Source organism: Neisseria sp. 27098_8_112, from assembly GCF_041433235.1.
Taxonomy (GTDB): Bacteria; Pseudomonadota; Gammaproteobacteria; order Burkholderiales; family Neisseriaceae; genus Neisseria.
Window position 1 is genome coordinate 26540 of the sequence record NZ_JAPWBB010000005.1, and the last position, 12027, is coordinate 38566.

General features: G+C 46.1%; 10 protein-coding genes and 3 pseudogenes. 6 read left to right on the forward strand and 7 right to left on the reverse strand.

All coding sequences use genetic code 11. The features are described from left to right. Nucleotides 1-5: 5 nt before the first annotated feature. The 4 genes and pseudogenes from O3682_RS04560 to dapA all read right to left on the reverse strand — a co-directional run bounded on the left by O3682_RS04560 (nt 6) and on the right by dapA (nt 2446). Nucleotides 6-236, reverse strand: a complete 231-nt coding sequence (locus O3682_RS04560; RefSeq protein WP_003679018.1) for an NGO_0222 family membrane protein — start codon at nt 234-236, stop codon at nt 6-8. 122 nt (nt 237-358) lie between these two features. Continuing rightward, nucleotides 359-694: pseudogene (locus tag O3682_RS11725) on the reverse strand (outer membrane protein assembly factor BamC); the annotation flags it as partial. Nucleotides 695-762: 68 nt separating this feature from the next. Beyond that, nucleotides 763-1489 (reverse strand): annotated as a pseudogene (locus O3682_RS11730) (outer membrane protein assembly factor BamC); the annotation flags it as partial. A gap of 81 nt (nt 1490-1570) precedes the next feature. Continuing rightward, entirely contained in the window at nt 1571-2446 is an 876-nt protein-coding gene (gene dapA / locus O3682_RS04570) for a 4-hydroxy-tetrahydrodipicolinate synthase (RefSeq protein ID WP_150537426.1), read from the reverse strand. A 336-nt stretch (nt 2447-2782) separates the two neighbouring features. On the opposite strand from dapA, the gene O3682_RS04575 reads away from it, so the two are divergent. The 5 genes from O3682_RS04575 to O3682_RS04595 all read left to right on the forward strand — a co-directional run bounded on the left by O3682_RS04575 (nt 2783) and on the right by O3682_RS04595 (nt 8621). Next, nucleotides 2783-4174: a nucleobase:cation symporter-2 family protein gene (locus tag O3682_RS04575; RefSeq protein ID WP_036490659.1), complete on the forward strand. Its 1392-nt coding sequence runs from the start codon at nt 2783-2785 to the stop codon at nt 4172-4174. A 117-nt stretch (nt 4175-4291) separates the two neighbouring features. Beyond that, nucleotides 4292-5434 carry a THUMP domain-containing class I SAM-dependent RNA methyltransferase gene (locus tag O3682_RS04580; RefSeq protein ID WP_371508694.1) on the forward strand — a complete coding sequence of 381 codons (1143 nt, stop codon included), beginning with the start codon at nt 4292-4294 and terminating at the stop codon, nt 5432-5434. A 198-nt stretch (nt 5435-5632) separates the two neighbouring features. After that, nucleotides 5633-6142, forward strand: coding sequence for an anaerobic ribonucleoside-triphosphate reductase activating protein (nrdG, locus tag O3682_RS04585; RefSeq protein ID WP_371508696.1), 510 nt, complete (start codon nt 5633-5635; stop codon nt 6140-6142). Nucleotides 6143-6259: 117 nt separating this feature from the next. Next, the gene (gene nrdD, locus O3682_RS04590; RefSeq protein ID WP_371508697.1) at nt 6260-8041 is read left to right on the forward strand and encodes an anaerobic ribonucleoside-triphosphate reductase; all 1782 of its coding nucleotides are present in this window, start codon (nt 6260-6262) and stop codon (nt 8039-8041) included. 190 nt (nt 8042-8231) lie between these two features. Beyond that, nucleotides 8232-8621, forward strand: a complete 390-nt coding sequence (locus O3682_RS04595; RefSeq protein WP_049344783.1) for a DUF5339 family protein — start codon at nt 8232-8234, stop codon at nt 8619-8621. A 154-nt stretch (nt 8622-8775) separates the two neighbouring features. On the opposite strand, the gene O3682_RS04600 is transcribed toward O3682_RS04595, so the two are convergent. Beyond that, entirely contained in the window at nt 8776-8913 is a 138-nt protein-coding gene (locus O3682_RS04600) for a hypothetical protein (protein ID WP_371508699.1), read from the reverse strand. Further along, nucleotides 8910-9438 (reverse strand): annotated as a pseudogene (locus tag O3682_RS11735) (REP-associated tyrosine transposase). The gene O3682_RS04600 and the pseudogene O3682_RS11735 overlap by 4 nt, the downstream one beginning before the upstream one ends. Before the next feature lie 44 nt (nt 9439-9482). On the opposite strand from O3682_RS11735, the gene O3682_RS04610 reads away from it, so the two are divergent. Beyond that, nucleotides 9483-9635 carry a hypothetical protein gene (locus O3682_RS04610; RefSeq protein ID WP_164836728.1) on the forward strand — a complete coding sequence of 51 codons (153 nt, stop codon included), beginning with the start codon at nt 9483-9485 and terminating at the stop codon, nt 9633-9635. Nucleotides 9636-9717: 82 nt separating this feature from the next. Here the strand turns inward: O3682_RS04610 and O3682_RS04615 are convergent, their stop codons facing one another. Continuing rightward, nucleotides 9718-12015: an NACHT domain-containing protein gene (locus tag O3682_RS04615; protein WP_128581454.1), complete on the reverse strand. Its 2298-nt coding sequence runs from the start codon at nt 12013-12015 to the stop codon at nt 9718-9720. Nucleotides 12016-12027 lie beyond the last annotated feature (12 nt).

Sequence of the window (12027 nt, forward strand, 5' to 3'; positions counted from 1 at the left end):
TTTCCTTAATGGTTTTCGGTTTGCTGCATACGAGCCATTTGTGCGCGTGCTTTGTGGCGGATGTAAAGGGCAAGGCTGCCGATTTGGGCAAAAACGGCGGCAAAGGCAAACAGAAAGGCGGCAACGGCAAATTGTTTGCTGTGAATGCTCAGAAGATAAGCGCCCAACAGAATCAGTACGATAAACATCAGGGTAAACAGGGCGGTCAGGAGCAGATAGGCTTTTTGTCGGGTCATGGCAGCTTGGGGGAGGGGGAAAAATGTTCTGATTATAACGTCAGATTGGGAATTTGAAACCATGCCGTATTCGTTAAAAAGGCCGTCTGAATATTTCAGACGGCCTTAAGTCGAATAACGGATTAACGCAATTCTGTGTGCAGGCGGCTCAACAATGTGGAGGCATCGCTGCCTTTGTATGGGCTGCCGTCTTTATTCAACAGATGGAGGCGTGCGCCATTGTTGATAGGCTCAACATACACGATAATTTCAGGATAAGTTTTTGGCGCTTCTGCTTTGCCTTTGCCAAATACGCGTTTGAACAGGCCTGGTTTTTTATTGGCAACTGCTTCGCCTTCGGTTGGCGCTTGTTGAACCAAGAAGGCGCGGCGTTCGGCATTTTGACCGATAACAGTCAGGCCGATGCGCTCAAGCGCAAGGGCGGTACGGCGCCAGTTGCGGCCGTAATCGCCAGCCAGCAGCAGGGTGCCGTTGTCCATACGCGCCAATTCAGATGCATTGCTGCGGGTGGCAACGCTTTGGGTCAGAGCCTGTTCGGCTTGCTGACCGTCAACGCCCAAGTATTGCATAAAGCGGGCGAGGAATGCGGCTTCGAGGTTAGGGTCATTTTCCCCCGGCTGCCACATCGTAGTGTCTTTTTTACGGTCGGCATAAACTTCTTTCATGCCTTTGTGGGCGAAGAAGATGTCGGTCGAACCGTTTTTACCTTGTTCGATGCGGATGATGAATTTGTCGCGTTCGCTGGTAGAGTAGATACCGCCCAAGCCGACTTTGTCCAACAGGCGGCGCAGGCTGTCTTGAGGGATTTTGGCTCGGTTTTCAGCCCACTCGGTTTCCATTTGGCCGATGGCCGGTTCTTCAGATTTGATGTCGAAACCGTTTTCTTGCCAGAACACTTTCAGCAACGGCCAAATTTCGCGAGGCGATTTGCCATCGACAACCAACCAGCGTTGGTTGCCGTCACGCTCAAGGCGTACGCCTTTAACGGATTTCAAAACTTCTGCATTGGCAGGTTGTTGTACGGCTTGAGTGCGGCGTTTGTTGAAGTCGCTGGCGCGGACGGCGCCGCTGCCTGCCGGTAATTGATAGAGGTTGCCTTGGTCTGGGTTGTTCAAATCAGGTGGTACTTCCAGTTTGACCAAGCGGTGTGATTGACTTTGATAGTCGAGTTTGGGTTGTTCTTTTTTGCTGCCGGAACAGGCAGTCATGCTAATCAGGGCGAGGGCTACTACGATGGGTTTGATATAGGTCATCTTGTTTTCCTGTGGATGAAGTTCTTAACAGGGAGGCCGTCTGAAAAGGGTGTTTGGGATTCAGACGGCCTTATTTCCGGATCAGATTTGTCCTGATTTTTCCAGAGCGGCTCGGACTTTGGCTTGACCGGCTTCGGTCAGTGCTACCAAAGGCAGACGAACATGGGGTTCGCATTTGCCCAATAAGCTCAGGCCCCATTTAGGCGCGGCCGGGCTGGGCTCGCAGAACATGGTGTTATAAATTGGGATAAGTTGCTCGTTTAGACGACGGGCGGTCGCAATATCGCCCTCAAGGGCGGCTCGGCACATGTCGGCAAAGAGTTTCGGTGCAACGTTGGCTGCAACGGTTACCACGCCATGACCGCCACACAGCATGAAAGGCAGGCCGGTAGGGTCATCGCCGGATAAAACGGCAAAACCTTCAGGAACGCTGTTGATCAATTCGATGTTGTTACCGATATTGCCGCTGGCTTCTTTCACACCGACGATATTCGGAATCTCGGCCAAACGCAAAATAGTGTCGTTGCTCATGCTGACGACGGTACGGCCGGGAACATTATAAATAATCATCGGAATCGAAGTGGCTTCGGCGATGGCTTTGAAATGTTGGTAAATGCCTTCTTGCGAAGGTTTGTTGTAGTAGGGAACAACAGATAAGGTGTAGTCCGCACCGGCTTGCTCAGCGGCTTTGGAAAGTGCAATGGCTTCGACAGTATTGTTGGCGCCTGTACCGGCGATAACGGGAATGCGCTTGTTGACGTGTTTGACGGTGGCTTCAATAACGGCCAAATGTTCTTCGACAGGCAGGGTGGCTGACTCGCCGGTGGTGCCGACTGCGACGATGCCGTCGGTGCCGTTTTCAATGTGCCAGTCGATTAAGTCATGAAGTTGTTCGTAGTTGATGCTGCCGTCTTGATTCATCGGAGTAATCAGGGCAACCAGACTGCCTTTTAACATACGGAAACCTTTAATTTTATGGTGTGGGTGAATTATGCAGTGGATTGTAGCTTACTTTGTTGTTTGTGTGAAACATATCCGCTATGAGGCTTTGCTGTTTAATGGTGACTTGTCATTATCTTAATGAATAATACATTTTTAAATCATTGGTTTGTTTGTTTTGAGATGGAAAAATGATGTCAAGAATTAAAATGTGTTAAGGCGGTTTGAGGCCGTCTGAAAACGGTTGGGCGGAATTTTCAGACGGCCTGATGGTTTTGAATTTGCTGATACATTTCAAATTGGTTAAAATATGCATCTTAATATTTTTTAACGATTCTTGAGAGAAGGTTCAACATGGCCGGAATGACTGAAAAACAAGCGGAATCGCTTGATTTAGTTTATGGTTTGGAAGATAAGCCGCCGTTTGGTAATGCGTTGTTAAGTGCGGTTACGCACCTTCTGGCGATTTTTGTTCCGATGATTACTCCGGCACTGATTGTTGGCGGGGCGTTGGAGCTGCCGGTTGAAATGACGGCTTATTTGGTGTCGATGGCGATGGTGGCTTCCGGTGTCGGTACTTATTTGCAGGTCAACCGTTTCGGGCCGGTCGGTTCGGGTATGTTGTCGATTCAGTCGGTTAACTTCTCTTTTGTTACCGTGATGATTGCGCTCGGTACCGGTATGAAAGAGGGCGGCTTGACTGAAGATGTGATGATTTCAACGCTCTTGGGCGTGTCCTTTGTCGGCGCGTTTTTGGTGTGCTTCTCCGCTTGGCTTTTGCCTTATTTGAAAAAAGTGATTACGCCGACTGTAAGCGGCGTGGTCGTCATGCTGATTGGCCTGAGCTTGGTGCATGTCGGTATTACCGATTTCGGCGGCGGCTTCGGTGCGAAAGCAGACGGTACGTTCGGCTCGATGGAAAACTTAGGTCTGGCATCGCTGGTGTTGCTGATTGTATTGGTTTTCAATTGCTTGAAAAATCCTTTGTTGCGCATGAGCGGCATCGCGGTGGGTTTGATTGTCGGTTATATTGTTGCGCTGTTTTTGGGTAAAGTGGATTTTTCCGCCCTGCAAAACCTGCCGCTGATTACCCTGCCTGTTCCGTTTAAATATGGTTTCGCATTTGATTGGCACGCGTTTATCGTTGCCGGTGCGATTTTCTTGTTGAGCGTATTTGAAGCAGTTGGCGATTTGACGGCGACTGCGATGGTCTCCGAGCAGCCGATTGAGGGTGAGGAATACACCAAACGTCTGCGCGGCGGCGTATTGGCAGATGGTTTGGTTTCTGTAATTGCGACTGCGTTGGGCTCTTTGCCTTTGACTACTTTTGCGCAAAATAACGGCGTGATTCAAATGACCGGCGTGGCTTCGCGTCATGTCGGCAAATATATTGCGGCAATTTTGGTATTGTTGGGCTTGTTCCCTGTTATCGGCCGCGCGTTTACCACGATTCCAAGTCCGGTTTTGGGTGGCGCGATGGTATTGATGTTTGGACTGATTGCGATTGCCGGTGTGCGGATTTTAGTCAGCCACGGTATTCGCCGTCGTGAAGCGGTTATCGCGGCGACTTCTGTCGGTTTAGGTTTGGGCGTGGCGTTTGAGCCGGAAGTGTTCAAAAACCTGCCGGTATTGTTCCAAAACTCAATTTCCGCCGGCGGTATTATGGCGGTATTGTTGAACTTGGTTTTGCCGGAGGATAAAACCGATAAAGCGGTTAAGGTTGAAACCGATAGTTTGGATCACTAAGCAAGCTTTATTCAAAGGCCGTCTGAAGTTTCAGACGGCCTTTTGGTTTTTCGGCTATAATATTGTTTTTATTTGTTATCCGAGTGGTTCGGATAGCTCTACCCGGAAAGGTTTTATATGACGGTTTATTCACTTTTTATCACTTGTCCTCGCGGTTTGGAAGCGCCTTTGACGCAGGAACTCGAAAGCATGGCATGTCAGGATATCCGCGCTGTTGACGGCGGAGTGGCATGTAAAGGCACGATGGAGCAGGTGTATCGCATCAACCTGCATTCGCGCGTTGCCAGCCGAGTTTTACTGCGTTTGACCAAAGGCGGTTATCGCAACGAACACGATATCTACAAACTGGCACGAAATCTGCATTGGACAGGTTGGTTTAAGCTGGAGCAGACCTTTAAAGTCAAAGTCGAAGGCAAGCGCGCCAATGTGAAAAGCTTGGATTTTGTCGGCTTGAAAATCAAAGATGCCGTCTGCGATGCCTTCCGCGATATTTATGATGCGCGTCCGAGCGTGGGTAAAATCAACCCCGATATCCGCATTCATGCCTTTATCGATGAGCGCAATGTAGAGATCTTTATCGATACTTCCGGCGAAGCACTCTTCAAACGCGGCTATCGTCAGGATACCGGCGAAGCGCCATTGAGAGAAAACTTGGCGGCAGGTTTGCTGCTTTTGGCGGGTTACGACGGTACGCAACCTTTCCAAGACCCGTTTTGCGGCAGCGGCACGATTGCCATTGAGGCTGCATGGATTGCGACACACCGTGCGCCGGGCTTGATGCGCCGTTTTGGTTTTGAAAAACTGCAAAACTTCGACCAAGAAAAATGGCAAGCCCTGCGCCGTGAAGCTGAAAAACAAATCAAACCGGCAGCCGCGCCAATTTCCGGCAGCGACAACGATCGTTATATGATCCGCGCCGCATTGGCCAATGCCCAAGCCGCCGAAGTGGATAATTTCATCCGTTTTGACGTGCAAGATGCGCAAGCCGCGCGGCCGAACGGCGAACACGGCATTATGATTTCCAATCCGCCTTATGGCGTGCGCCTTGCCGAAATTCAGGCTTTACAGGCGCTTTATCCGCAACTGGGCACATGGTTGAAACAGCATTACGCAGGCTGGCTTGCCGGAATGTTTACCGGCGATCGAGATATGCCGAAATTTATGCGCCTTTCTCCGAAGCGTAAGATTCCGCTGTTTAACGGTAATTTGGATTGCCGATTGTTTTTGATGGATATGGTTAAAGGCTCGAATCGGGGCTAAAACCTGAAATAGAGGCCGTCTGAAAGATGATTTCAGACGGCCTTTTTATTGGTTTAAAACTACTACTTTATAGTAATTCGCAATTAGTTAAATAATAAAAATCTATTATATAAGTAAAATACATTGTTAAATAAAAATACCATATCTAGTAGTCTTGTGTTTTAATTCGCACCATATCTTGTGTTTTATGGCATTGCAATGAGCGGTTTGAAATTTACAGTTGAGCAAATTGTATGGCAGGAAGTGCCGGGCGAAGTGTCGCTGGCATTTTTGTTTTCAGGCTGTCCGCTGCGTTGCAAAGGTTGCCACAGTGCCGATGCGTGGAAAGGAGGTATCGGCACGGAATTGACCGAGGATTATTTGAGAGGCCGTCTGAAACGCTATCGCGGGCTGATTAGCTGCGTGTTGTTTATGGGCGGGGAATGGCAGCCGGAAGTTTTGCAGAAAATGTTGGGCATCGTGACGCAGGCGGGTTTGAAAGCCTGTTTGTACACCGGTTTGGAGCGTGAGGAGCTGGAAGCGGTTTCAGACGGCATTCTGCCTTATCTGACGTATCTGAAAACCGGCCGCTGGCAGATGGAGCTGGGCGGCTTGGACAGCCCGACCACAAATCAGAAGTTTATCGATTTGCGCACGGGCGAAGTGTTGAACCGATTGTTTATCAAAGACAAACCCGTGCCTAAAGTGTTTCCAGTGGCTTCAATTTAGCTCAATGCTGTATTGCACTGATTTAAATTGAATTTATTGTATTCGCTGACAGCGATGTTTCAGACGGCCTGACCGTCATTGCTTGATAAATCATCCAAACTATACAGGAGAATTAACATGATTCGGCTGCATCCCGAACAGTTAAACGGAAAACTACAATTCATGCGCGACTACATCAGCGCGCAAAACGCGGCGGACGGCTCGAAAATGGACGCCAACGCCAACGTAACGCAAAAAAACATCGCCACGATGGAAGCGGAAATCATGAAAGACTTTTTCGTGCAGATTAACCGTGCCCAAGTGTCGCGCAAAATCGCCGAAATTTTCGACCAATCCGTCGCCGACGAATACATCCGGCAGATTGAGGCACATGAGATTTATGTGCATGACGAAACCAGCCTCAAGCCTTACTGTGTGTCGGTTACGCTGTATCCTTTCCTGCTCGACGGCTTAAGCAAACTCGGCGGCGAATCTAAGGCGCCGCAGCATCTGGCTTCGTTTTGCGGCTCGTTTATCAATCTTGTGTTTGCCATCAGCGCGCAGTTTGCCGGTGCGGTGGCGACGGTGGAATTTCTGACCTATTTCGACTACTTCGCCCGCAAGGACTACGGCGACGATTATTTGGAAACCCACGGCAAAGAAATCGCTAACCATATGCAGCAGGTGGTGTACAGCATCAACCAGCCCGCCGCCGCGCGCGGCTATCAGAGCGTATTCTGGAATATTTCCGTTTACGATCAATACTATTTTGATGCGATGTTCGGCGATTTCGTCTTCCCCGATTTCAGCAAACCGGTGTGGGCGAGCTTGGCGAAGCTGCAAAACTTCTTCCTTAAATGGTTTAACCAAGAGCGCAGCAAAGCCGTTTTGACTTTTCCCGTCGTGACCGCTGCGATGCTGACCGATGGCGGCAAATGTAAAGATACCGTGTTTGCTGATGAAATGGCGAAAGAGTTGGCGGAAGGCAATTCCTTCTTCGTCTATCTTTCCGACAATCCCGACTCGTTGGCTTCCTGTTGCCGACTGCGCAACGCCATTGAAGACCGCACCTTCAGCTACACACTTGGTGCGGGCGGTGTGGCAACCGGTTCTATCAACGTCATCACCATCAATATGAACCGGCTGGAACAAGACGGGCGCGACCTTGCCGCCGAAGTCGCCAAAATCCACAAATACCAATACGCCTACCGCAAATTGATGGAAGAATACCAAGCTGCCGGCATGCTGCCCGTTTACGATGCAGGCTTCATCACTCTGGACAAACAGTTCCTCACCATCGGCATCAATGGCATGGCGGAAGCCGCCGAATCGCAAGGCATCAAAGTTGGCTACAACGACGACTACATCAACTTTGTCCAAGGCCGTCTGAAAACCATATTTGAAGCCAATCAAGCCGCCAGCAAACACTACGGCGTGAAGTTCAACACTGAGTTTGTCCCCGCCGAAAACCTCGGCGTGAAAAACGCCAAATGGGACAAAGCCGACGGCTACAAAGTCAGCCGCGAATGCTACAACTCCTATTTCTACGTCGTCGAAGACGAAGAAATCAACGCGCTCGACAAATTCCTGCTGCACGGCAAAGAACTGGTGGACTGGCTCGACGGTGGCTCCGCGCTGCACCTGAACCTCGACGAAGCACTGCCCGAATCCGGCTATCGCTCGCTGCTGGACATCGCCGCGCAAACCGGCTGCAACTATTTCTGCGTGAACGTGCGCATCACCATTTGCAACGAATGCGGCCATATCGACAAACGCACCCTGCACGCCTGTTCTGCTTGCGGCAGCCACGACATCGACTATGGCACCCGAGTGATCGGCTACCTGAAACGCGTATCCGCCTTCTCAAGCGGAAGACGTAAAGAACACGCGCTCAGACATTATCACCGTAAAGCGGCGTAATCATTGAAAAAAGGATTACTTAAAAAAAGCAAAGGCCGTCTGAAATTTCAGACGGCCTTGATCATGTTGAGATAGGCTGGCTCTTTTAATGATATAGTTTTGATTAAATTAAACAAAAACGCTTGACGTCTTCATATAATGAATTAACATATAACATCCTTTAACCTAAATTTAAAAAAGCGAGAGACACATGAAAACATCAGCTTTATTGGCAGCTTTGTTGGCTGCTCTGTCCCTGTCAGCATGCGGTGGCGGTTCAGGCTCATCTTCTTCTGCCGTTTGTGACGAGTACGAAAAAGCATTTGCCGAGGCAACTAAAGACGTAGATGCTGCAACCAAAGACATGATGCAAAAATCTTTCGAACAAACCAAAGAAGCGTTGAAAAACCTGCCTGCAGACCAACGCGATGCAACTTGTAAAACTTCTTTGGACGCTTTGAAAGGCGTTCCGGCTGCAGAAACTCCTGAAGAAAAAGCCGAAGAAGCCAAAGATGCCGCTGAAGAGGCTAAAGAAGATGCAAAAGACGCAGCGGAAGATGCCAAAGAAGCTGCCGAAGACGCTAAAGAAGAAGCTAAATAATACGGCTAAGCTTTACAGAAAAACGGATTCCAATGATTTGGAATCCGTTTTTTGTTTTGTGAGTTAGGAGAGTTATTTTAGATAAAATATTTTCAATTTTCAGACGGCCATTTTTCATGCCGTCTGAAAGCGTTAGTTTAAACTAAGTTGAAATTTACAACAGCAAATCGTCAATTAAGCAACCGCGTGCGTACCGCCCCCTTCCTACGCGTTGATTTTGAAGTTCCTCATGGTTCATGGGTAGGGTGTGCGGTACGCACGCACGCGGTCGGTAGTTTTTTATAGCATTCACTCTCCGAAACTCATTACCGCTGTTTCTTTTGTTCCGCCCCAATCTAACAGCAGCCATCCGTCCCGCACATAACGGTGAAACCACGAAAACGGCCAATCGCGGACATTGCCACATAATCCATGTTTGACAGGATTGAAATGGATGTAGTCCGCGCAACGTTACAAATCCGTTTCGTCGCGCACGGTGTGTTCGTAAAAACGCCGTTGCCAAATACCGCGTTCGTTCCGCCGCTGTTTGCTGGTGGAAAGGTTCTCAGCACGAGGGAAATGTGCGGAAAATTTGGTTTTAATCAGCCGCCAGCGTAGGGAATAATCCGCATCATCGGGCGGCAGCGTCCAAATGGCGTGAATATGGTTCGGCAGCACGCATACGGCGACGGTTTCAAAGGGATATTGTTTTTGCACATCCATATAAGCCGCACGCGAAGCCGATATGTTCGACAAGCAGGCGCGATTTTGGGTCGGCGAGTTTGACGGTGAAAAAGAATGTGCTGCCGGCAATGAAGTTTCTGCGATAACGCGCCATAGGATTTTTGTTTTTTGTTTGGAGGTTAGGGAAGGAATGGTTTGTTGTTTAAGGTTTTAACTTTGTTGAAGCTGATGTTTTCAGACGATATTGGAGGCCGTCTGAAAGCGCTAGCTTCAGCAAAGTTAAAAGTTGAAATGGCAAACCGTCAATCAAGCAACCGCGTGCGTGCGTTCCGCACACACCCTACACGTTGATTTCGAAGTTCCGTGTAATTCACAGGTAGGGTGTGTGGCGTAGCCACGCACGCGGTGGGTTGGGTTTACAGTTTACGACTTGCTAACCACGAGTTTTATCTCTTGTCTTTCGTTTTCTTTCCATTTTGCTCTGAAATTCTAAAACATCCAACCAAATAGGGTCTTTACTAAGAGATAATTGATCTTTTATGGCCCTCATTCTCTCAGTGTAATAGCGATTGGGGTTATATATGTTTTTTGAACTATCTTTACTTTTGGTAATATATCCTTCCTGTACTAGATATTTCAAGATTGAATCGATTAACTCTTTATCAAAATCTGCTTGATAGCCACCTTTGTAAAGAGAATCTTCCTGCCTTCCGCCGCCTGATTGGAAAAATATTTTCTGAATAATTGAAAGGAGTAATTTTTGGGATGTAGGTAAGTTGCTGTCTTTAATTCGGGATGAATTAGATGTATTTTGTTTATTTTCGATTGAAGACTTCACAAGCCATTTAGGTAAAGAATGCTCTGCAGCAAAACCTGTTACCATATCAATCATACACTCATCAAATATCACATGCGCAGAATCATCAATTAAGCAATTTTCAAAAGTCAATTTATCAAAAATACATTGGTAAAATTTAATGTTTTTGAATAGAGTGTTTCCCAAAGAGAAAAGAGGAGATTGAGCATATTTAAGTTGGAGGCCTGATAAATCAATTGGATTCAATTTTAATAAACTTAATGCAGATAATATCTCTATAATTGCCTGTGAATTACCGTTGTCAGGCATTCTAAAAACTAATGAAAGGGCATCATCTAATAAGTCATATAATTGTATCCATGATGCTAAGACTGAAATGCCAAACTCATCTAATCTTTGTTTCCAAGTTTCTTGTAGTATACTTTCATTTTTATATGAAATATCGTTGAATATATTCTCAGCGAATAATAGCTGCAAAACATATTTATCCACAAATTGCCTATCTGGTGACTCAGGTTCAATTCTTCCAATCATACACAGTCTGCTAAGCATTAATTGCCCTGCTTCATCAGGAGAAGTTCCTGTTGCTTTTTCATAACATTCATTAAAATCTTTAGGTGTCAATCTACCAAGATTAAAATCACTAAATCTAGTAATCTTAGCCAATTCAATAAGTACATTTCTAACTGATTTTGAATTGATGGAACTATGAATTCTTGCTTCACGCTCACAAACTGCATCTAGGAATTGCCCCCAAAAAGACAATTCTCCATTCTCATTTTCTAATATTTTAATTCTTTCATCATTAGGTATTAATGAAATAATATTAAAAATTAAAGGTTTTTTAGGAAGCCAGATAGGACATTTTGTGGTCACGCCTAACTTGCTTAGATATAAAGAGGTTTGGGCATCATTAAATTCTTCTGCACATTTAATGAGTCTTAATCCTATATCTTTAACAGATAATCCTAGGCAATCCAGCATTTCTTCGTGGCTATTGAAATAATGAGGTCTGCCAGTTACTAAAACCCCTCCTTTATTTAAACTAATTAATTCTCTAACTCCTTGTAATGCTTTTTTGCGGATAGATAAACGCTTTTCAGGGCTATTGCCGAATGTTTGAGAGCCTACTTCGTCAAAACCATCTAAAACCAAAATAAACTTTCCTGATTCCAGTAATGATAAAATTCTTTCTAGTTTTACCTCAAACCCGACTCTCTTTAAATGACCAACAATAATTTCCTCTGCTGTTCCTGCGCCCCAGTGTTCGCGGAGGTTAATTGATAGTATAAATTTATTTGAATATTTTTCATTTTGGGTAATATGTGCAAATATTTCTTTTGTACATCTACTTTTCCCCGTGCCGTATTCACCAAGTAAGATAATCTTATTGTTTTGTGATAAAGTTTCACACAAATCTTCTATTGAGAAAGTTTTTTTTCCATTTTCACTAAGATAAGTTGCAGGGATATATTCTTGTGTGTCAGATTCCCCTGTTGATGGATTAATTGCACTACCAAAAACCTTATTACTCCGTAGTGTGATATATTTTTCAAAATCAATTACCTGATTTACAAATTGCTCATATGAAAGTAATTGAATATGGGCACCATTTGCAGTAGTCTCCATATCAGTTGTTGGCTCTTTGTGTATCACAAGAATACATTGTGCCATTTGCCCTTTCAGAAACAGATTCGTTCGTGCAGTAGATAATCTATTAATATCGCCACGAATTTTGTCTAAGGTAAAATTTCTAGTTATTTCAATTAGTATGAGCTGGTTTTGAGGGAGATGGATTACCGCATCAAAATTAATACCTTCTATATTTTCTTTCTTAGCAGGAGCTCCATATAAAATTGAAGAAAATGTAAGGACATCATTTTCCAGTTTTTTCCAATCTTTTTCTTGCTTCATATTACTTACCTT